Below are 20,847 nucleotides of genomic sequence, written 5' to 3'. Positions count from 1 at the left end.
GAGCGGCCGCGGAGGGGAACCCATGGACGACGTGACCCCCGACCCCGTGCTGGTGGCCTGCGCGCACGGCACCCGCAACCCCACCGGACGCCGGCTGATCGCCGAGCTCGCCCTCGCTGCCCGCACCCTCCGGCCGGGGCTGGTCACCACCGCCGCGTTCGTCGACGTGCAGCCGCCCACGGTGGCCGACGTCGTGGCGGGCCTGGCCGACGACGGGCGCCCCTCGGTCGTCGTCCCGCTGCTGCTGTCGGGCGGCTACCACGTGCACGTCGACATCGCCCGGGCCGTGCGCGAGCACGCCGCGGCCCGCGCCGCCCGCCCCCTGGGCCCCGACCCCCGGCTGGTCGCCGTCCTGCACGACCGGCTGCTCGCCGCCGGCGCCGACCCCGGCGATCCGGCCACCGCCGTGGTGCTCGCCGCGGCGGGCTCGAGCGACCCGCGCTCGGTCGCCGACGTCGACGCGACCGCAGCCGTCCTGCGGGAGGGCTGGAGCGGCCCGGTGACCACCGGCTACGGCTCGGCCGCCCGGCCGCCGGTGGCCGAGGCGGTCGCCGCCGCCCGGGCCGCCGGCGCGCGGCGGGTGGTGCTCGCCGCCTACCTGCTGGCGCCAGGTCACTTCCACGACAAGCTCGGCGGAGCCGGCGCGGACGCGGTCACCGCTCCCCTGCTGCCCGACGACCGCATCGCCGCGGTCCTGCTGGACCGCTACGACGCCGCGGTCTCCACCTGGTCCGCCTGAGACCCCGCACCACCTGTGGGACCATGGGGTCGGGCCGCCTCCCGGCCCCCGGACGAGCGGTGCCGTACCCGGACAGCGACAAGACGGCGCCTGCGGAGGCTGTCGTGTCCTGGCTCGTCCTCGTCCTGTCCGGTGTGCTGGAGGCCGTCTGGGCCACCGCGCTCGGCCGCTCCGAGGGGTTCAGCCGCCTCGCCCCGTCGGTGGTGTTCGGCGTCACCCTCGTCCTCAGCATGGTGGGGCTGGCCTACGCCATGCGCGAGCTGCCCGTCGGGACGGCGTACGCGGTCTGGGTGGGCATCGGCGCGGTGCTCACCGTCGTGATCGCCATGGTGAGCGGCGAGGAGCCGGTGTCCGCGGTGCGGCTGCTGCTGCTCGCCGGGATCGTCGGCTGCGTCGTGGGGCTCAAGGTCCTGCACTGAAGACGGACCACCCTTCTCCCCACGCCTCGCACGCTCGGCGCGGGCCCCCGAAGGGTGGCCGTTCCAGAACCTCACCAGGCTCGTGGCGGGACCGTGCCGGAGGTCGGCTCCCGCCCAGCTCAGAGCGGGGCGGCGCACTCGTTACAGCCGCTGTACCCGGCTCACTGCGGAGCGAGCAGTCCGCGCAGTTCCTGGGTGAGCGCCTCACGGGCCTCCGGGTGCTGGTGCCACGCCGCCGGGGTGGCCTGGAGCAGCGAGATGCGCCAGCGGCCGGCGCCCTCGTCGACCGCGACCACCGTGTGGACCGTGTGGTAGCGCGGATGGACGTCGTTCTCCCCGGGCGGGATCATCCCGGCGTGGGCCAGGAGCACGGCCACGCCCGGTGCCACGGGCCGCACGGAGCGGATGACCGCGACGTAGGTGGCCGTCTGGTGGCCCGCGAAGATCTGCCGGAAGTCGGCGGCGATGGCCAGACGCCCGTGGTGGTGGGTGCCGTCGTACCCGACGATGTCCCCGTCGTCGGCGAAGGCGGCTGCGACCGCGGCGCCGCTGCGCCGGTTCCACCCGTCGAGGAACTGGGCGTAGAGCGCACGGATCTGGCTGTCGTTCGGGTGCGCGGACGTCACGCTGGCTCCTCCTGCGTTGCTGGGACAGGAGTGACGGTAGTGGTCACGCCGCGCCGACCGTTCGCCCCTCGCCGACCGCGAACTGCGTGCGGTACAGGTCGGCGTACCGGCCGCCGAGCGCCAGCAACTCCTCGTGTGTGCCCGACTCCACGATGCGACCGTCGTCGATCACGAGGATCTGGTCGGCGCTGCGGATGGTGGACAGCCGGTGCGCGATCACCAGCGACGTCCGGCCGGTCAGGGCGGTGTCCAGCGCGTGCTGGACCGCCACCTCCGACTCGCTGTCCAGGTGCGCGGTCGCCTCGTCGAGGATCACGATGCCCGGCGCCTTGAGCAGCACCCGGGCGATCGCCAGCCGCTGCTTCTCGCCGCCGGAGAGCCGGTAGCCGCGGTCGCCGACGACGGTGTCCAGGCCGTCGGGCAGCGACCGGATCAGCCCGGCGATGCGGGCGCCCCCCAGCGCGGCCCACAACTCGTCGTCGGTGGCCTCCGGCCGCGCGTAGAGCAGGTTGGCGCGGATCGTGTCGTGGAACAGGTGCGCGTCCTGGCTGACGACGCCGATCGCGTCGCGCAGGGAGGCGAGCGTGGCGTGCCGGACGTCGACCCCGCCGACGCGGACGGTGCCGCTGGTCGCGTCGTACAGCCGCGGTACCAGGTTGGCGATCGTCGTCTTCCCCGCACCGGAGTGGCCGACCAGCGCGACCAGGTGGCCCGGCTCGACGCGGAAGGAGACGTCGTGCAGCACCGCCGTCGGCCCGCCGTGCTCGGGCAGGGACACGTCTTCCAGTGACGGTAGCGAGACGTCCGCGGCCGACGGGTAGCTGAAGGACACGTGCTCGAAGGCGATCGACCGGTCGTCGTCCGGCACCGGGACGGCGTCGGGCTCCTCGCGGATCATCGGCCGCAGGTCGAGCACCTCGAAGACCCGGTCGAAGCTGACCATCGCGCTCATCACGTCGACCCGGACGTTGGACAGCGCGGTCAGCGGGCCGTACAGCCGGGACAGCAGCAGCGCCAGCGCCACGACGTCGCCGGGGCTGAGCGACCCGGTGAAGGCCAGCCAGCCGCCGAGGCCGTAGACCAGCGCGGTGGCCAGCGCCGCCACGAGGGTGAGCGCGGTGAAGAAGGTGCGCCCGTACATGGCCGACAGGACGCCGATGTCGCGGACCCGCGCCGCCCGGCCGCGGAAGCCCTCGGCCTCGGTCTCGGGGCGGCCGAAGAGCTTGACCAGCAGGGCCCCGGCGACGTTGAACCGCTCGGTCATCGTCGCGTTCATCGAGGCGTTGAGCCCGTAGGACTCCCGGGTGATCTCCTGCAGCCTCCGGCCGATCCGGCGGGCGGGCAGCACGAACACCGGCACGAGGACCAGCGACAGCGCGGTGATCTGCCAGGACAGCGAGAACATGACGCCGGCGGTGAGCACCAGGCCGATCACGTTCGACAGCACCCCGGACAGCGTCGAGGTGAAGGCCTGCTGGGCGCCGATGACGTCGTTGTTGAGCCGGCTGACCAGCGCGCCGGTCTGGGTGCGGGTGAAGAAGGCGACCGGCATCCGCTGCACGTGCTCGAACACCCGGCTGCGCAGGTCGTAGATGACGCCCTCGCCGATGCGCGCCGAGTACCACCGGGTGGCCAGGGAGATGCCGGCGTCGACGACCGCCAGGCCGGCGATGACCAGCGCGATGCGGACGACGTCGCCCGCCGTCCCCTCCAGGCTCGCGATCCGGTTGACGATCTGCCCGGCGAGCAGCGGGGTCAGCACGCCGATGACCGACGAGCCGATCACCAGCAGCACGAACCAGGTCAGCTCGCGCCGGTAGGGCCGGGCGATGCCGAGGATGCGCCGGACGGTGCCTTTGGGCAGCTCGCGCGCAACGACCGACGGGTCGCGGCGGAAGGACCGCATCGCCGCCATGGAGGTCATGGGACCACTCACGTCCATGCCACCCCCTCTCCCGACCGGCCAACACCCCTGCCGGGCGGGCTGTTCCGGGTGCAGCCTGCCAGGACCCTCCGACGGTTCAGCGCCCGCCGACCAGCTCCGCCAGCCGGCGGGTCTGCGCCGCCCGCTCCGCGGCGTCCTGGGCCGCCGGGTCGTTGCGGACGGCGGAGCGGACCAGTGCCGCGGTCTCCCGCGTCGCCCCCACCGGGGCCGCCGTGATCGCGGCGACCAGGGCGGCCACCGCGTCGTCGAGCCCGGCCGCGGGGACGACGGAGTTGGCCAGGCCGATCGCCTGGGCCTCGGCCGCGCTCACCGCGCGCCCGGTCAGGCACAGCTCCATCGCCCGCGAGTACCCCACCAGCTCGACCAGCGTGCTCGTGCCGGTGAGGTCGGGCACCAGCCCCAGCGTCGCCTCGGGCAGCCGCAGGTCGGCGTCCTCGGTGAGCACCCGCAGGTCGCAGGCGAGCGCCAGCTGCGCGCCGGCGCCGATGGCGTGCCCCTGGACCGCGGCGATGGAGACGATCCCCGGCGAGCGCAGCCAGCGGAAGCCGGCCTGGTAGCCGCGGATGCGCTCCTGGGTCTCCTCGGCGGGCAGCCGGCCGAGTTCCCCCAGGCCGCCGGCGGTGCCGGGGTCGGCGCTGAACAGGCTGCGGTCCAGGCCCGCGGAGAAGGACCGCCCCGCTCCGCGCACGACGACCACCCGGACGTCGGCGTCCAGCGAGCGGCCGACGGCGGCGAGGGCCGCCCACGTGGCCGGGGTCTGTGCGTTGAGCCGGTCGGGCCGGTCGAGGGTGACGGTGAGGACGGCGCCGTCGCGGGCCGTCCTCACCCACCCGTCACGGTCGGGACCGCTCAACTCTTCTTGCTGTTCCGATTGGCTCCCCCGCGGCTGCGCAGGCTCGCGCCGGACTCCGACAGGAGCCGGTGCACGAAGCCGTACGACCGGTTGGTCGACGACGCCAGCGACCGGATGCTCTCGCCGCCGTCGTAGCGCTTGCGCAACTCGTCGGCCAGCGACGTGCGGTCGCCTCCGGTGATGCGCTTGCCCTTGCCGAGATCCGCGGTGCTCGAGTCGGCCATGACTCCCCTCCGTCAGCAACCGGCTGCGGACCCGTGGCCCGCCGAGGCTGCTCGTCCCGTCGGCGCCGGGCCCCGCTGACCTCGGCGTCCCACCTGCTCATGATCACCCGGACGGGCGATACCGGCCACGCGAGGCTTGACTTTCCCCACCCACCTCGAGCGAGGACGGGGCTCGACGCAGATAGGGGACGGCAGCTGACCGCGGTGCTGACCGTGAGCCGCCCTGCGAGGCGGCGCGAGGAGTGGGGGCCGGGGGCTCCCACGATCGAGCGCCGGGCAGGGCTCCACGCAGGTCGGGGACGGCACGTGGCCGCGGTGCGGTCCGGCAGGACCGCGGTGTCACGGCGCGAGGAGTGGGGGCCGGAGGCTCCCGCGATCGAGTGCCCGGCAGGGCTCGACGCAGGTCAGGGACGGCACGTGGCCGCGGTGCGGTCCGGCAGGACCGCGATGACTACGCCAGTTCGACCAGGTCGGCGAGGTCCTCGCTCCAGGTGTCCTCGGTGCCGTCGGGCAGCAGGATCACCTTGTCCGGGTCCAGCGCCCGCACCGCGCCCTCGTCGTGGGTCACGAGCACGATGGCCCCGGTGTAGGTGCGCAGCGCCTCGAGCACCTGCTCCCGGCTGGCCGGGTCGAGGTTGTTGGTCGGCTCGTCCAGCAGCAGGACGTTCGCGCCGGAGATGACCAGCGTGGCCATGGCCAGCCGGGTCTTCTCGCCGCCGGAGAGCGTGCCGGCCCGCTGGTCGACGGTGTCGCCGGAGAAGAGGAAAGCGCCGAGGATCCGCCGCAGCTCGGTGTCGGTGCTCTGCGGCGCCGCCGACCGCATCACCTCGAGCAGCGAGCGGTCCAGGTCGAGGGTCTCGTGCTCCTGGGCGTAGTAGCCGATCCGCAGCCCGTGCCCGGGCTTCACCTCACCGGTGTCGGGGGCCTCTGTGCCGGCCAGCATGCGCAGCAGCGTCGTCTTCCCGGCGCCGTTGAGCCCGAGGACGACGACCCGCGTGCCGCGGTCGACGGCGAGGTCGACGTCGGTGAACACCTCGAGGGAGCCGTAGCTCTTCGACAGCCCCTCGGCGGTCAGCGGGGTCTTCCCGCACGCCGCCGGGGTCGGGAAGCGCAGCTTGGCCACCCGGTCCTGGACACGCACGGCCTCCAGGCCACTGGCGAGCCGCTGGGCCCGCTTGTCCATGCTCTGCGCCGCCTTCGCCTTGGTGGCCTTGGCGCGCATCTTGTCCGCCTGCGCGGTCAGCGCGTCGATCTTGCGCTCCGTGTTGGCGCGCTCCTGCTTGCGCCGCCGCTCGTCGGTCTCCCGTTGGGCGAGGTAGGGCTTCCAGCCGAGGTTGTAGACGTCGACGGTCGCGCGGTTGGCGTCGAGGTGCCACACCTTGTTGACGACGGCGTCCAGCAGCTCGACGTCGTGGCTGATGACGATGAGCCCGCCCTTGTGCGCGCCGAGGAACGTCTTCAGCCAGCTGATCGAGTCGGCGTCGAGGTGGTTGGTGGGCTCGTCGAGCAGCAGCGTCTCGGCGTCGGAGAAGAGGATGCGGGCGAGCTCGACGCGGCGCCGCTGGCCACCGGAGAGGGTGCGCAGCGGCTGTCCCAGCACCCGGTCGGGCAGACCCAGCGCGGTGCAGATGCGCGCGGCCTCGCTCTCCGCGGCATACCCGCCCAGGGCCGCGAACTGGTCCTCCAACCGGCCGTAGCGGCGCACCGCCCGGTCGCGCTCGGTGTCGTCGGCCGGCTGGCCCATGGCGACCTGCGCCTTGGTCATCTGCGCGCGCAGGACGTCGAGGCCGCGGCCGGAGAGGACGCGGTCGCTGGCGGAGATGTCGAGGTCGCCGCTGCGCGGGTCCTGCGGCAGGTAGCCGATCTCCCCGCTGACCTCGACCTTGCCGGCGTGCGGCAGGCGCTCACCGGCGAGGGTGGTGAGCGTGGTGGTCTTGCCGGCGCCGTTGCGGCCGACGAGGCCGATGCGGTCGCCGGGCTGCACGCGGAGGTTCGCCTCGCTGATGAGGACGCGAGCCCCGGCGCGCAGCTCGAGGCCGGTCGTCGTGATCACTGATCCCAGGATAGGCGCTCGGACGCGCGGTACCGACCGCGTTCCGGGTGATGTGGACAGCAGACCGTCGTCCACAGACGGGGGACGCCTCTCCCACGCGGGCCCTCGACGGTCCACGATCCCGGCCATGACCTCGACGTCCGGTCCGTCCTGGAGCCCGCCGTGCCCGGTGTGCGGCCTGCCGAGCGCGGGACCCGGACCGGCACCCTGCCCCTCCTGCGGCCTGCCGGCCGTCGGCGAGGCGGCCCGCGTCGTCGCCCGCATCGGCGCGACGATCGACGAGCTCGTCCGCGACCGCGACCGGCTGCTGGCCACACTGCGCACGGCGACGGTGGCCCCGCCGCCCGCCCCGGCCCCATCCGCGGCGCCCCCCGCCCCTGTCCTCCGGGTCCCCGCCCCCACTCCCCCGCCACCGGCCGCCGCTCCGACCCCGCCGCCGCTGTTCCCCACGCCGCCCGGCCGGCCGCCCCGCAGGGTCAGCCCGCAGCAGGTGCTCCTGGGGCTGGGCGCGCTGCTGGTGGTCGCGGCGGGCCTCGCCTTCGTCGCGGTCGCCTGGACCCGACTCGGCCTGGTCTTCCAGTCCGCGGTGATGGCGACTGTCACCGCCACCGCGTGCGGCGTCTCGGCGTGGACGGCCCGGCGCGGGTTGCGGGCCACCGAGGAGGCGCTGGCCGCCGCCGGTGCGGCGCTGCTCGCCGTCGACCTCGGCGCGGCGCACGCTCTCGGGCTGTGGGGCCTCGACGTGGTGCCGGACCGGCTGTGGGCGGCGGTCAGCTGCGCCGTGGTCGCGGCGGCCGCGCTGGGTCTCGGCCGGGTGACCCCCGGCACGGTCACCTGGCCCCTGGCCGCCCTGCTCGCCGCCCAACCCGTCCCGCTGCTGCTCCTGCCGATGGACGCCGTCACCACGGCCGCCGGGGTGGCTGCGGTGCTGGGCACGGCGCTGCTCGACCTCGTCGTCCTGCTGCGGCTGCGCCGGGCGCTGGCACCGGTCGCGCTGGGACTGGCCGCTCTCTGGGCGGCCGTCGCGGCAGGCGGCGGCGTGCTGGTCGCCTGGGCCGGGACGGCGGCGGACGCGTGGACCACGACCGCCCTGCTGGCCGCCGCCGGCGCGGTCGCCCTGCTGCTCCGGCAGGACGCGCGGCTGGCCGCTCGGCTGCCCGCCGCCCCGGTCCTGGCCCGCGCGGGTGCCGCGGTCTCCGCTCTGGCGCTCACCGGCGCGCTGGCCCGCGCCGAGCTGCCCGGCTGGGTCACCGCGGCCGGGCTGGGGATCGCCCTGCTGACCGCGGCTGTCCTCGCCGCGCCGCGCCGGACCGCGCTGGCCGCCCTGCTGGCCGCCGGCGGCGTGCTCACCGCCGGCGGCGCCGGGCTGCTCGCCGTCGACGGCCGCGACGGGGTCCTCGGCCTGGTGGTCCTCGCCGGCACGGTGCCCGCGGCGCTGGCCGCGGCGCGGCTGGCCACGCGGCGGCCACAGACCGTGGGGGCGGCGCTGCTGTGCCCGGTCGGCGCGGCGCTGCTCGCCCGCGAGGACGGGTGGCTCAGCACCGCCGTCGCCGGGCTGCTCATCGTGCTGGTCGCCGCTGCCGGGTTCGCCCTGGCCGCCGCACGGGCCGGCAGGCCCGAGGAGCCGTCGGCGGCCGGTACGGCGGCGCTCGCCGCGCTGCTGGCGGCGGGGTCGACGGCGGAGACGGGCGCCTGGGGACAGGTCGCCGTCCAGTTGGGGATCGCGGGTGCCGCGGCCGGGGCGTACGCGCTGGTCGCCGCCCGGCGGGACGTGGCGGTGCTCGCCGTCGCCGACCTGGTGCTGGCCTGCTGGGTGGCCGCCGGCGGCGCGGCCGTGCAGACGGTCGAGGTCTACACGTTGCCGGCGGCGGTCGGGCTGCTGGTGGTCGCGGTGCCGCACCTGCGCGCCGGCGCCCGGTCGTGGGCGGCGGAGGGTGCCGCGGTGGCCACCGCCCTGGTCCCCTCGGCGCTGGTCGTCGTCGCCGAGCCGTCGGCGCTGCGCCTGGTGCTCGTGGTCGTGGTCGCCGCCGGGCTGACCGTCGCCGGCACGCTCACCCACCGGCAGGCGCCGTTCGTGGTGGGCGCCGGGGCTCTGGCCTTCGTCGTGCTCGGACGGCTCACGCCCTACGCCCCGCTGGCCCCCCGGTGGCTGACCCTGGCGGTCGTCGGGCTGCTCCTGCTGGCGCTGGGCGCGACGTACGAGCGCCGGCGGCAGCAGGTCCGTGAGGCGGTCGCCTGGGTGGCGCAGATGCGCTGAACGACCGGAGCGCGTCCGGCGGCGGGCCGCCCTACCGTGGACCGGTCGCACGGACGCGGGAGGGGGAGGTCGTGGGCTCAGCGCCGGTGCCACCGCTCCCCCACCGCGCCCGACCGCCGCAGCTGCTGCTCGTGGTCGGCGCCGTGCTCGTCGTCAGCGCCGGTGGGGCGGCGGCCGCGGTCTACGGCGGCGGGTCGGCCCAGGTGCTGCTGCTGGCGCTGGCCGCCGCGGCCGCCGGGGGCTCGGCGTGGGGGTCGCGCGCCCGGCTGCGGGCCACCGAGGAGACCCTGGCCGCCGCCGCGGTGGCACTCGCCGTGCTGGGCGCCGACGCCGGGACCCCGTTGCTGCGCGGCTCCGCCGTCCCCCCGCTGGTGCTCGGCGGCGTCTTCCTCGTCCTCGCCCGGCTGCTGCGCCGCCCGGCGACCTGGCCGCTCGCCGCCTGGCTCGCCGGGCAGCTCGCCGCGCTGCGGGCCCTGGACGGCGCGGAGGCCGGGGCCGCCCGCACCGTCGGGGTGCTGTCGGTGGCGCTGGTCGGGCTGGGTGTGGCCGTGGGCGCCCGGCGGCTGGTCGCGCGGGTCGCCCTGGGAACGACCGCGCCATGGTGGGTGGCCGGGGTGGTCGCCGCCACGGGGACCGCCTGGACCGACGACGCGCCTGCCCGCTGGACGTCGGTCGCGCTCACCGCGACGGCCGCCCTCGTGCTGGTCGTCGCCCGGCTGGACCGCGACCTGGCGCCGCTGCTCGGGCCGCCGGCCGCCGTCCCGGTCCTGACCGGGGCGGTCTCGGGTGCGGCGCTCGGCGGCGCGCTGGGCGCCCCGGGACCCGGCGCGGTGATGCTCGCGGGCTACACCGGGGTGCTGCTCGCCGCGGCCGCCGCGGCGCTGCTCGACGGCTGGGTGCGGGGGCTGTTCCTCCCGGCGGCCCTCGGGGCGGGCGGCACGCTGGTGGCACTGAGCGTCGGGCAGCTCGTCGCGGGGGCGCGGTGGCTGGAGCTGGTGCTCCTGCTGGTGCTCACCGCCCTGCCGTGCGTGCTGGTGGCGGTGCTGCGGAGCGAGGACCGGCCCGTCGCGGCGCCCGCGGCCGTCGGTTGCCTGGCGGGAGCGGTCCTGATCGCCGCCGCGAGCGGGCTGCTGGGCGTCGGTGTCGCGGCCGGCGCCCTCGGCCTGCTCTACGCCGCGTCGCTCGGCGCGGGTCTCGTCCTCGATCCGCAGACGCGGCGGGCCACCGTCGTCACCGGCGCGGTGTGCGCGGGCCTGGCGGCGGTGCTGCTGGTCGTCGCCGGCGACCGCGCCGCGCTGGCGGTGCAGCTGACCGCGCAGGGGCTGGTCACCTGCGCTTGGGGCTGGTTCGTCTGGCACACGCCGGACCCGCGGAACGGTGAGCCGGAGGGCTCACCCGCGTGGCGGGCCGGTGCGGCGCAGCTGGTGGTGGCGGCGTGGACGGCCGCCGCCCTGGCCGGCTGGTCGGTGCTGGAGGCCTACACGCTGCCGGCGGCGCTCGGCCTCCTGCTGGGCGCCGGACCGCGGCTGGCCGACGGGCCGTCCTGGCCGGCCTGGGGTCCGGGGCTGATGGTCGCTGCCGTGCCGTCGGTGGTGTGGGCCGTCGTGGCGCCGGGCAGCACCCGGCCGGTGCTGGTGCTGCTCGTGGCTGCCGCGGTGATGGCCGCGGCCGCGTGGCGGGCGGTGCGTGCGCCGCTGGTGATCGGCGCCTGGACCGCCGTCGCCGTCGCCCTCGGGCTGGCCGTGGCGGCGCTGCCGCTGCCGGTCACCGGCGCTCTCGTCGTCGGCGTCGTGCTGCTGGCGGTCGGCGCCCGGCGGGAGCGGCACCCGGTGGCCGGGTTCGGCGTCCGCCTCGCCGCGATGCGCTGAGGGAAGCCCGGGGACGACCATGGCGCCGCGACCACCGTCGGGGCGGACGAACCGGTCACGGCGCCATGATCGCGCGGCGCAGACGTCCTCAGACGCGGAAGCCGAGGGCGCGCAGCTGCTCGCGGCCGTCGTCGGTGATCTTGTCCGGGCCCCACGGCGGCATCCAGACCCAGTTGATCTTCACGTCGTCCACCAGGCCGGGGCCGGGGCCGCCGGTGAGGGCCTCACGCGCCTGGTCCTCGATGACGTCGGTGAGCGGGCAGGCCGCCGAGGTGAGCGTCATGTCGATGACCGCGACGTCGTCGACCACGTCGATGCCGTAGACCAGGCCGAGGTCGACGACGTTGACGCCGAGCTCGGGGTCGACGACGTCGCGCATGGCCTCCTCGACGTCCTCCAGCAACGCCGACTTGTAGGTCGGCAGGTCGCCCGGCGCGCCGTCGGTCGCCGGGGTGGCGTTCTCGGTGGTCTCGCTCATGCCTTGCCTCCAGTCTGGGCGGCCGCCAGCGCGCGGGCGGACGCGTCCTTGAGGGCCATCCAGCTCATCAACGCGCACTTGATGCGCGCCGGGTACTTCGAGACACCGGCGAACGCGATGGCGTCCTCCAGCTCGTCCTCGAGCTTGTCGGCCACCGACGCGTCGCCCTTGCTCTGCATCAGGGTCATGAAGTGCTCGCCGGTCTCCAGCGCCTCGGCCACCGGCCGGCCGATGACGAGGTCGTACATCGCCGACACCGACGCCTGGCTGATGGAGCAGCCCATCCCCTCGTAGGAGACGTCGGCGAGCGTGTCGCCGTCCAGGTGCACCCGCAGGGTCACCTCGTCCCCGCAGGTGGGGTTGACGTGGTGCACCTCGGCCTCGAACGGCTCGCGCAGCCCGCGTCCGTGCGGGTTGCGGTAGTGGTCCAGGATGATCTCCTGGTACATCGACTGCAGCTGCATCAGCTCACCTCACCCTGTGCAACACCGAAGAAGCGCTGGGCTTCCCGGATGCCGTCGGCCAGGGCGTCGATGTCGTCGTAGCCGGTGTGCACGTAGAAGGTGGCCCGCGTCGTCGCCGGGACGCCGTAGCGGCGCACCACCGGCCAGGCGCAGTGGTGGCCGACCCGCACCTCCACGCCGAGGTCGTCGAGCACCTGCCCGACGTCGTGCGGGTGGATGCCCTCGACGGTGAAGGAGACCGCGCCGCCACGGGCGACGGTGTCCGGCGGGCCGATCACGGTGACGCCGGGGATGGCGGCCAGCTGCTCCAGGGCGTACGCGGTCAGCGCCTCCTCGTGCGCCTGCACCCGGTCCATGCCCAGCTGCTGCAGGTACTCGACGGCGGCGGCCAGCCCGATCACCTGGGCGGTCATCGGGACGCCGGCCTCGAACCGCTGCGGCGGCGGCATGAAAGTACTGCCCTCCATGCGCACGACCTCGATCATCGAGCCGCCGGTCAGGAACGGCGGCAGCGCGTCGAGCACCTCGTAGCGGCCCCACAGGACGCCGACGCCCGTGGGCCCGAGCATCTTGTGCCCGGAGAACACCAGGAAGTCAGCGCCGAGCGTGGTGACGTCGACGGGCTGGTGCGGCACCGACTGCGCGCCGTCGACCAGCAGCAGGGCGCCGACCTCGCGGGCCCGCGCGGAGATCTCCGCGAGCGGGTTGATCGTGCCGAGGATGTTCGACTGCTGGGTGACAGCGACCAGCTTCGTCCGCTCGTTGACCACGCTGCCGAGGTCGGAGAGGTCGAGGCGGCCGTCGTCGGTGAGGCCGAGCCAGCGCAGGGTCGCGCCGGTGCGCTCGCACAGCTGCTGCCAGGGCACCAGGTTGGCGTGGTGCTCCATCTCGGTGACGACGATCTCGTCGCCCTGACCGACGGCGTACCGCCGGAACTCCGGCTCCTTGGCCGTGGCCGCGTTCGACAGCGCGTAGGCGACCAGGTTGATCGCCTCGGTGCTGTTGCGGGTGAACACGACCTCCTCGGCCGGCGCACCGATGAACGCGCCGATGGTGGCGCGGGCCGCCTCGTACCGGGCGGTCGCCTCCTCGGCGAGCTGGTGCGCGCCGCGGTGCGGCGCGGCGTTGCAGGTCAGGTAGAAGTCCCGCTCGGCGTCGAGGACGCTGAGCGGCTTCTGCGAGGTGGCCCCGGAGTCGAGGTAGACCAGCCGCTTCCCGTCCCGCACGGTGCGGGACAGGATCGGGAAGTCCGCCCGGATCGCCTCGACGTCCAGAGGCAGGGGCGCGTGCTGCGCCCCGGCACCGGGACGCGAGACAGTCTGAGTCACAACCCCTCCTCGCTGGCGCTCGTCGGGCCGGTGACCCGGGTCGCCGTGCTCATGGGTGACCTCGCGAGCTCGGTCACGCTTTCGCGGTCTCCTTCGAGCCCTGGACGTACGCGGCGTAGCCCTCGTTCTCCAGCTTCTCCGCCAGCTCGGCACCGCCCTCCTCGGCGATCCGGCCGTTGACGAAGACGTGCACGAAGTCGGGCTTGATGTAGCGGAGGATCCGCGTGTAGTGCGTGATCAGCAGGACGCCGACGTCGCCCTCCTCGCGGGTGCGGTTGACGCCCTCGGAGACGACCCGCAGCGCGTCGACGTCGAGGCCCGAGTCGGTCTCGTCGAGGATCGCGATGGCCGGCTTGAGCAGCCGCATCTGCAGGATCTCGTGGCGCTTCTTCTCACCGCCGGAGAAGCCCTCGTTGACGTTGCGCTCGGCGAAGGCGGAGTCCATCTCGAGCAGGTCCATCTCGCTCTTGACGTCCTTGACCCAGGTGCGCAGCTTGGGGGCCTCGCCCTTGACCGCGGTGGCGGCGGTGCGCAGGAAGTTCGACACCGAGACGCCGGGGACCTCGACCGGGTACTGCATCGCCAGGAACAGGCCGGCGCGGGCGCGCTCGTCGACGCTCATGGCGAGGACGTCCTCGCCGTCGAGGGTCACCGTGCCGCCGGTGATCGTGTACTTCGGGTGGCCGGCGATCGAGTAGGCCAGGGTCGACTTGCCCGACCCGTTCGGGCCCATGATCGCGTGCGTCTCGCCCGAGCGGACGGTCAGGTCGACGCCCTTGAGGATCTCCTTGGCGTCGTCACCCTCGCCCACGCTGACGTGCAGGTCGCGGATCTCCAGAACGGACACTTCTCTTCTCGCTCCTCAGTTGCCGGCCGCGCGGGGGAGGACGTCGTCGGACACGGCGCTTGCCTCCGTGTCGACGTACACGTCCTCCCCCTCCACGCGGACCGGGTAGACGTCGACCGGCTCGGTGGCCGGCAGGTTGGTGGGCTCGCCGGTGCGCAGGTCGAAGCACGACCCGTGCAGCCAGCACTCGATGGTGGGGGCGCCGTGGAACTCCTCGACGTCGCCCTCGGACAGCGGGACCTCGGCGTGCGAGCAGACGTCCTGGACCGCGTAGACGTCGTCCTCGTACCGGACGACGGCGATGTCGATGTCGGACAGCTCCACCCTCAGGGCGCCGTTCCGGGGCACCTCGGAGAGGGCGCAGACCCGCTCGAAGGCCATGGGTCAGGCCACCTCGACCGGCTGCTCGTCGAGGCCGGGCAGCGCGCCGAGACGCGCCTCGATGCTGCGCATGAGCCGGTCCTGCAGCTCGTCGACGCCGATGCGCTGCACGACGTCGGCGAAGAAGCCGCGGACGACCAGGCGGCGCGCGGTCTCGGCGTCGATCCCCCGCGAGCACAGGTAGAACAGCTGCTCGTCGTCGAACCGGCCGGTGGCGCTGGCGTGGCCGGCGCCGACGATCTCACCGGTCTCGATCTCCAGGTTCGGCACCGAGTCGGCGCGGGCGCCGTCGGTGAGCACCAGGTTCCGGTTGAGCTCGTAGGTGTCGGTGCCGGTGGCCTCGGGCCGGATGCGGACGTCGCCGATCCAGACCGTGCGCGCACCCTCGCCCTGCAGCGCGCCCTTGTAGAGCACGTTGCTGGTGCAGTTGGGCACCGCGTGGTCCACCCAGAGCCGGTGCTCCTGGTGCTGGGTCTCGTCGGAGAAGTAGACGCCGAACAGCTCCGCCGTCCCGCCGGGGCCGGCGTACTGGACGTTGCTCACCAGCCGGACCAGGTCGCCGCCGAGGGTGGCCACGACCTGGGTGAAGGTCGCGTCCCGGCCGACGACGGCGTCGAACTGCCCGCCGTGCACCGCACCCGGCGCCCAGTCCTGCACGGAGACGAGGTCGACCTGCGCGCCGTCCCCGACGAGGACGGCGACGCCGCCGGCGTACCGGGCCAGGCCGCTGTGGTCGAGGACCACCGTCGCCCGGGCGAAGGCGCCGACCTCGACGACCAGCTGGCCCCACACGACCTCGTCCGAGCCGGTGCCCGACAGCCGCAGCGTGACCGGGCGGTCGAGCTGGGCCTCGGCGGGCACGCGGACGACGGCCGCGCCGCCGCTGCGCTGCCGGGCGAGCGCCGCCAGCCGGTCGACCGGCTCGGGCAGGCCCTTGAGCAGCGGGTCGTCGGCCTCGACGCTGGTCAGCTCGACGCCTTCGGGCAGGTCGGTGTCCCACTGCAGGTGGGCGTCCGACGGGGCGCCGTCCAGCAGCGGGCGGATGCGCTTCATGGGGGTGAAGCGCCAGGTCTCCTCGCGGCCGGTGGGCACGCCGAAGGCGTCCGGGTCGGTCGAGGTGAAGCGCTCGGCCGGCGAGCCGGTGGGGGCGGGCCCGCCGTGCGAGTGCGCACCCGGCGCGGCCTGCCCGGCGCTGCCGGTGCCGGCGGCCGGGGTGGCGGGCGGGCCGGCCTGGGTGCCGACCCCCTCGCCGAACAGCTCGCCGGCGAGGGTGGCCGACTCCGTGGTCAGACCCGTGGTGTTCGCGTCGTCCTCGGTGGTCCCGGGGGTGTTGTTGCTGGCCGACATCAGCCGACGGCACCTTCCATCTGCAGCTCGATCAGGCGGTTCAGCTCGAGGGCGTACTCCATCGGGAGCTCGCGGGCGATCGGCTCCACGAACCCGCGGACCACCATCGCCATCGCCTCGTCCTCGGACAGGCCGCGGCTCATCAGGTAGAAGAGCTGGTCGTCGCTGACCCGGGAGACGGTCGCCTCGTGGCCCATCGCGACGTCGTCCTCGCGGACGTCGACGTACGGGTAGGTGTCCGACCGGCTGATCGTGTCGACCAGCAGCGCGTCGCACTTCACCGTCGACCTCGAGCCGTGCGCGCCCTCGTCGACCTGGACCAGGCCGCGGTAGGAGGTACGGCCGCCGCCGCGGGCGACGGACTTCGACACGATGGTCGAGGAGGTGTGGGGCGCGGCGTGCACCATCTTGGCGCCGGCGTCCTGGTGCTGGCCCTCGCCGGCGAAGGCGATGGAGAGCACCTCGCCCTTGGCGTGCTCGCCGGTCATCCAGACCGCCGGGTACTTCATGGTGACCTTGGAGCCGAGGTTGCCGTCGACCCACTCCATGGTCGCGCCCTCGTGGGCGATCGCCCGCTTGGTGACCAGGTTGTAGACGTTGTTCGACCAGTTCTGGATGGTCGTGTACCGGCAGCGCGCGTTCTTCTTGACGATGATCTCGACGACCGCGGAGTGCAGCGAGTCCGACTTGTAGATCGGCGCGGTGCAGCCCTCGACGTAGTGCACGTAGGCGCCCTCGTCGACGATGATCAGCGTCCGCTCGAACTGACCCATGTTCTCGGTGTTGATCCGGAAGTAGGCCTGCAGCGGGATCTCCACGTGCACGCCCTTCGGCACGTAGATGAACGAGCCACCCGACCACACCGCCGTGTTCAGCGCGGCGAACTTGTTGTCGCCCGAGGGGATCACCGAGCCGAAGTACTCCCGGAAGATGTCCTCGTGCTCCTTGAGGGCGGTGTCGGTGTCGAGGAAGACGACGCCCTGCTCCTCGAGGTCCTCACGGATCTTGTGGTAGACGACCTCGGACTCGTACTGCGCCGCGACACCGGCGACCAGCCGCTGCTTCTCCGCCTCCGGGATGCCCAGTTTGTCGTAGGTGTTCTTGATGTCCTCGGGGAGCTCCTCCCACGAGGTCGCCTGGGCCTCGGTGGAGCGCACGAAGTACTTGATGTTCTGGAAGTCGATCCCGGACAGGTCCGAGCCCCAGTCGGGCATCGGCTTGCGGTCGAACAGCTTGAGGGCCTTGAGCCGCCGCTCGAGCATCCACTCGGGCTCGTTCTTGCGGGCCGAGATGTCCCGGACGACGTCCTCGTCCAGGCCGCGGCGGGCGGAGGCCCCGGCGACGTCGGCGTCCGCCCAGCCGTACTCGTAGCGGCCGAGCTGGGCGATCTGCTCGTCCTGCGTCAGCGGCTGTGCCGCTGTGGCTGCCGGCTGCTGCGTGCTGGTCATGCGGGCGTCCTCTCCCGGTCGTTCGTGGGGGTGCTGCTGGTGGACGGTGCGGGGCGCCCGCCGGCTGGGAGCCGGTGCGCCGTGCGCTCGTCCGGTACAGGGCGCGCGGGGCCCGATCTGTTCCCCGCACGCGTGTAATCAGCGCCGCTCGCGCGGCGCACCGGCCCCGGGATGTGCGTGGTGCACACCCCGTCGCCGTGGGCGATCGTGGCCAGCCGCTGCACGTGCGTGCCGACGAGCCGGCCGATGACCGCTGTCTCGGCCTCGCACAGCTGCGGGAACTCCGCCGCCACGTGCGCGACCGGGCAGTGGTGCTGGCAGAGCTGCCCGCCGCTGGAGATCGCCGAGGCCGAGGCAGCGTAGCCCTCGGCCGTCAGCGCCCCGGCGAGGGCCTGCGCCCGGTCGACCGGGGCCCCCGGTGCGGCCTCCACCGCGGCCGAGCAGCGCTGCTCGAGCCCGGCGAGCTGGGCCTCGGCCACCGCGCGGACGGCGTCCGGCCCGCCGTGCGCCGCGACGAACCGCAGTGCGGTCAGCGCCAGGTCGTCGTAGGCGTGCGGGAAGGCCGAGCGGCCGGCGTCGGTGAGGTGGAACAGCCGGGCGGGCCGGCCCCGGCCGCGCGGGGTGCCGGGAGCGTGCCGCTCCTCGACGCGGCCGGTGGCCACCAGCGCGTCGAGGTGCCGGCGGACGGCGGTCGGTGAGACGCCCAGCCGCCCGGCGAGCTCGGTCGCGGTCTGCGGGCCGTGCTCGAGCAGCAGGGCGGTCACGCGGTGCCGCGTGCGCCCGTCGTCGGCGGTCGGCGAGGGCCGGGCCGGGGCGCCCGCCCCGCCACCCACCTGCACCGTGCCGCTTTCCACAACACGAGTGTTGCCTATTTCGCGGGGCGCGCAAGCAAGGGTCACCTAAGACCGGGCCGGTGGGAGCGGTGCCGCACACCCGTCCCGCCGACCCTGTGACCGACGCCACGCCGGACCCGTCCGGACGGCGGCCGTCGGGGCCGGTCGGGGGCGCCGTCCCGCACCCCCACCGTGACCCTCCGGCCCCACCCCGGCCGGCCGTCGAGCGGCGGCCGCGCCGGCGGGTCGTCCCGTGGGGTCCGGGATCACCACCCGCTCCACCTCGGACGGGCCGGACCAGCACCTAGCATCGGGGCGTGCCGGTCTCCCCTGCCGTCGTCTCGCGGCTCGCCCTGGCCAACGCCGTCGCCAACGGCGCCATCGTCGTCACCGGCGGCGCCGTCCGGCTCACCGGCTCGGGCCTGGGCTGCCCGACCTGGCCGCGGTGCACGAGCGAGAGCTTCGTGGCCACCCCGGAGCTGGCCGGCCACGGTGTCATCGAGTTCGGCAACCGGCTGCTCACCTTCGTCCTCGCCGCGGTCGCCGTCGCCACCGTCGTCGCGGTGTGGCGGTCCGCGCGCCGGGACCTGCGCCCGCTCGCCGTCCTGACCTTCCTCGGCATCCCCGCGCAGGCGCTGCTCGGCGGGGTCACCGTGCTCACCGGCCTGAACCCGTGGACGGTCGCGGCGCACTTCCTGGTGTCCACCGTCCTCGTCGCGCTGGCCACCGTGCTGTGGCTGCGGTCCCGCGAGCCGGGGGTGGGCCGGCCGCTGCTGCGCCGTCCGCTGGCCCTGCTGGTGACTGGCACCGCCGCCGTCACGGCCGTCGTCCTGGTGCTCGGCACGCTGGTGACCGGCAGCGGGCCGCACAGCGGGGACGTCGACGCGAACGACGTCCCGACCGGCGACCGGATGGGCTTCGACGTCGAGCTGATCAGCCAGCTGCACGCCGACGCGGTGTTCCTCCTGGTCGGGCTGACCGTCGCGCTGCTCGTGGCCCTGTACGCCACCGACGCCCCCGGCCGGGTCACGCGGGCCGCGCGCGACCTGCTCGTCGTGCAGCTGGCCCAGGGCGTCGTCGGCTACGTGCAGTACTTCACAGACCTGCCGATCGCGCTGGTGCTGCTGCACATGCTCGGCGCGGTGCTGGTGACGGCGTTCACCGCGCGGCTGGTCTGGTCTGTCCGTGGGCCGGCGTCCGAGCTCCCGCTGAGTCCCTCGCAGGTCCCGGCATCCGCCACCCGCTGACGAGGACCGGGCTCACTCTCGCCGTTGTTCACGTTCCCGCGGGCACGAGCGCCGGAGCGGCGTGGGAGCCCGGCCAGCCACGCAGCGACCCGCCCCGATACGCGTAGCCGTTCGGCTCCGGGGCCTCGTGCTCGACCTCCTCCCCCGCCTACAGCCCCCGGGCGTCTCAGCGGAGTCGACGACGCCCCAGCCGCGCGCGTCGGGCACACCCGCACCGTCCCCCGCGTCGGCACAGGGATGGGGTGGCTGCCCCGGAGCGCGGGCGCCACCGACACCCGACGCCGGGAGCGCCGGACGTCGAGGCCCTGCTTCAGGATCCGGAGGCTCCGGCGTGCCCTGCGGGCGCTCGGGCGTACCGAGCGGGAACCGGCCCCCTCGGCGGGAGCCGCCACCTGTCCGTTGCCGGCCGGCGGGGCCGGACCGCGGGACCCCGCCGGGTCAGCGGTGCCGGCCGCCGGGCAAGCCCTCGACCCGCCACACCTCGCCGTCGTAGGTCACCACGTAGGCGTTCCCGTCGACGACCTCCATCGACGTCGGGCGGTCCAGTCCGGCGGCGACCACGTCGAGGCCGCCGTCCCGGTCCGCGACCAGCAGCTGACCGGTGTCCGGCAGGGCCGGTGACCCCTCTGTCGCGCCCTCGGGGAAGTCGCCCTGTGCGAGCGCGTACAGCGCCTCCCGGCCGGCCTCCACGTCGACCAGCAACCGTCCACCCGAGGCGACGAGCTCGGAATCGGCCGACTCCACGTCCAGCGACAGCACCTGGCCATCCTCGGGCAGGTGCGGGACCGGGCCGGCCAGCGTGAGGTACACCGCGCGGTCCACCACGTCCAGACCGAGCGGGACGACGTTGCCGAGTTGCAGCACCGTGCGGACCCGGCCGTCCAAGGTGACCTGCAGCACGCGGTTGGCATGCCCGTCGGTGACGAGGAAGCCGGCCTGGTATGCCTCCATCGCGTACGGCACACCGCTGGGCACGAAGAAGTCGAAGTCCGGGGGCGGCGGGTTCTCCATCGTCCACGCGCCGATGTCGGCGACGACCTCGCAGGTGTCTTCGTCCTCGACGCGGAAGACACCGGTGACGGCGCTGCCACCGACGTCCTCGCTGACCAACGAGGTGAGGGCGTACATCGTCGAGCCGAGGAACGCGACGTCCATGGTGCCGCCGGCGTCTCCCACCAGCACCTGCGGAGGCAGGCACGAGGCGACGACCGTCGTCGCTCCGGTCCTCGGGTCGATCCGGGAGACCTCCCCCGAGACGGGTTCGGGCACGTACAGCGCACCGTCGGGTCCCACCGTGCTGCCCGAACCGCCCGCGAGGCCGGTCACGAGGAGCTCGGGGTCGGCTGCCTCCAGGGGCGGGACCGCCTGCGCCGACGTCGGCCCGGCGAGCGCGCCGAGCAGCGTGGCCAGCAGGAGAAGTGACGCCCGTCGACCATCCCGCATCGCGGCCTCCCCAACAGCATCCGGCAGGCGCCGCACAGGCTAGGGGA

General features: G+C 74.7%; 19 protein-coding genes and 1 riboswitch. Of the genes, 5 read left to right on the top strand and 14 right to left on the bottom strand.

What is annotated here, in order from left to right; translation table 11 throughout:
* Positions 1–22 precede the first annotated feature (22 nt).
* Both ACI78Z_RS06920 and ACI78Z_RS06915 read left to right on the top strand, forming a co-directional pair.
* Positions 23–739, top strand: a complete 717-nt coding sequence (locus ACI78Z_RS06920; RefSeq protein WP_457035793.1) for a sirohydrochlorin chelatase — start codon at positions 23–25, stop codon at positions 737–739.
* Positions 740–766: 27 nt separating this feature from the next.
* Positions 767–832, top strand: a riboswitch (guanidine-III (ykkC-III) riboswitch).
* A gap of 11 nt (positions 833–843) precedes the next feature.
* Positions 844–1,158 carry a DMT family transporter gene (locus tag ACI78Z_RS06915; protein WP_457035792.1) on the top strand — a complete coding sequence of 105 codons (315 nt, stop codon included), beginning with the start codon at positions 844–846 and terminating at the stop codon, positions 1,156–1,158.
* Between the two features lie 161 nt (positions 1,159–1,319).
* Here ACI78Z_RS06915 and ACI78Z_RS06910 read toward each other — a convergent pair whose 3' ends face one another.
* The 5 genes from ACI78Z_RS06910 to ACI78Z_RS06890 all read right to left on the bottom strand — a co-directional run bounded on the left by ACI78Z_RS06910 (position 1,320) and on the right by ACI78Z_RS06890 (position 6,859).
* Entirely contained in the window at positions 1,320–1,784 is a 465-nt protein-coding gene (locus ACI78Z_RS06910) for an SgcJ/EcaC family oxidoreductase (protein WP_457035791.1), read from the bottom strand.
* 43 nt (positions 1,785–1,827) lie between these two features.
* Complete coding sequence (locus ACI78Z_RS06905) at positions 1,828–3,726, bottom strand: ABC transporter ATP-binding protein (RefSeq protein ID WP_457035790.1); 1,899 nt, start codon at positions 3,724–3,726, stop codon at positions 1,828–1,830.
* Between the two features lie 79 nt (positions 3,727–3,805).
* A complete protein-coding gene (locus ACI78Z_RS06900) occupies positions 3,806–4,555 on the bottom strand; it encodes an enoyl-CoA hydratase/isomerase family protein (protein ID WP_457035789.1) in 750 nt (249 codons plus the stop codon).
* Between the two features lie 23 nt (positions 4,556–4,578).
* On the bottom strand, positions 4,579–4,806 hold the full coding sequence (locus ACI78Z_RS06895) for a helix-turn-helix domain-containing protein (protein WP_012948197.1): 228 nt from the start codon (positions 4,804–4,806) through the stop codon (positions 4,579–4,581).
* 451 nt (positions 4,807–5,257) lie between these two features.
* Positions 5,258–6,859 carry an ABC-F family ATP-binding cassette domain-containing protein gene (locus tag ACI78Z_RS06890; protein WP_457035788.1) on the bottom strand — a complete coding sequence of 534 codons (1,602 nt, stop codon included), beginning with the start codon at positions 6,857–6,859 and terminating at the stop codon, positions 5,258–5,260.
* A gap of 127 nt (positions 6,860–6,986) precedes the next feature.
* Between ACI78Z_RS06890 and ACI78Z_RS06885 the strand changes: the two genes are divergently transcribed.
* Together ACI78Z_RS06885 and ACI78Z_RS06880 are read left to right on the top strand one after the other, a co-directional pair.
* Positions 6,987–9,116 (top strand): SCO7613 C-terminal domain-containing membrane protein, encoded by a 2,130-nt coding sequence (locus ACI78Z_RS06885; protein ID WP_457035787.1) that lies wholly within the window; start codon positions 6,987–6,989, stop codon positions 9,114–9,116.
* Positions 9,117–9,202: 86 nt separating this feature from the next.
* Positions 9,203–10,984 carry an SCO7613 C-terminal domain-containing membrane protein gene (locus ACI78Z_RS06880; RefSeq protein WP_457035786.1) on the top strand — a complete coding sequence of 594 codons (1,782 nt, stop codon included), beginning with the start codon at positions 9,203–9,205 and terminating at the stop codon, positions 10,982–10,984.
* Between the two features lie 88 nt (positions 10,985–11,072).
* On the opposite strand, the gene ACI78Z_RS06875 is transcribed toward ACI78Z_RS06880, so the two are convergent.
* The 8 genes from ACI78Z_RS06875 to ACI78Z_RS06840 all read right to left on the bottom strand — a co-directional run bounded on the left by ACI78Z_RS06875 (position 11,073) and on the right by ACI78Z_RS06840 (position 18,131).
* The gene (locus ACI78Z_RS06875; protein WP_457035785.1) at positions 11,073–11,462 is read right to left on the bottom strand and encodes a metal-sulfur cluster assembly factor; all 390 of its coding nucleotides are present in this window, start codon (positions 11,460–11,462) and stop codon (positions 11,073–11,075) included.
* Positions 11,459–11,926, bottom strand: coding sequence for a Fe-S cluster assembly sulfur transfer protein SufU (gene sufU, locus ACI78Z_RS06870; protein WP_457035784.1), 468 nt, complete (start codon positions 11,924–11,926; stop codon positions 11,459–11,461). The genes ACI78Z_RS06875 and sufU overlap by 4 nt, the downstream gene beginning before the upstream one ends.
* Positions 11,926–13,254 (bottom strand): cysteine desulfurase, encoded by a 1,329-nt coding sequence (locus ACI78Z_RS06865; protein WP_457035783.1) that lies wholly within the window; start codon positions 13,252–13,254, stop codon positions 11,926–11,928. The genes sufU and ACI78Z_RS06865 overlap by 1 nt, the downstream gene beginning before the upstream one ends.
* Before the next feature lie 73 nt (positions 13,255–13,327).
* The gene (gene sufC / locus ACI78Z_RS06860; protein WP_457035782.1) at positions 13,328–14,101 is read right to left on the bottom strand and encodes a Fe-S cluster assembly ATPase SufC; all 774 of its coding nucleotides are present in this window, start codon (positions 14,099–14,101) and stop codon (positions 13,328–13,330) included.
* Between the two features lie 15 nt (positions 14,102–14,116).
* Positions 14,117–14,482, bottom strand: coding sequence for a non-heme iron oxygenase ferredoxin subunit (locus ACI78Z_RS06855; RefSeq protein ID WP_457035781.1), 366 nt, complete (start codon positions 14,480–14,482; stop codon positions 14,117–14,119).
* Between the two features lie 3 nt (positions 14,483–14,485).
* Positions 14,486–15,829 carry a Fe-S cluster assembly protein SufD gene (gene sufD, locus ACI78Z_RS06850; RefSeq protein ID WP_457035780.1) on the bottom strand — a complete coding sequence of 448 codons (1,344 nt, stop codon included), beginning with the start codon at positions 15,827–15,829 and terminating at the stop codon, positions 14,486–14,488.
* On the bottom strand, positions 15,829–17,277 hold the full coding sequence (gene sufB / locus ACI78Z_RS06845; RefSeq protein ID WP_457035779.1) for a Fe-S cluster assembly protein SufB: 1,449 nt from the start codon (positions 17,275–17,277) through the stop codon (positions 15,829–15,831). Before sufB ends, sufD begins: the two co-directional genes overlap by 1 nt.
* Positions 17,274–18,131, bottom strand: a complete 858-nt coding sequence (locus ACI78Z_RS06840) for a helix-turn-helix transcriptional regulator (protein WP_457035778.1) — start codon at positions 18,129–18,131, stop codon at positions 17,274–17,276. The genes sufB and ACI78Z_RS06840 overlap by 4 nt, the downstream gene beginning before the upstream one ends.
* A gap of 296 nt (positions 18,132–18,427) precedes the next feature.
* Between ACI78Z_RS06840 and ACI78Z_RS06835 the strand changes: the two genes are divergently transcribed.
* Positions 18,428–19,357, top strand: coding sequence for a COX15/CtaA family protein (locus tag ACI78Z_RS06835; protein WP_457035777.1), 930 nt, complete (start codon positions 18,428–18,430; stop codon positions 19,355–19,357).
* Positions 19,358–19,795: 438 nt separating this feature from the next.
* Here ACI78Z_RS06835 and ACI78Z_RS06830 read toward each other — a convergent pair whose 3' ends face one another.
* Positions 19,796–20,800 (bottom strand): ScyD/ScyE family protein, encoded by a 1,005-nt coding sequence (locus ACI78Z_RS06830; protein ID WP_457035776.1) that lies wholly within the window; start codon positions 20,798–20,800, stop codon positions 19,796–19,798.
* Positions 20,801–20,847: the final 47 nt, after the last annotated feature.

The organism is Geodermatophilus sp. SYSU D01176, from assembly GCF_054050015.1.
This window is presented reverse-complemented; position numbering and strand designations above follow the sequence as displayed.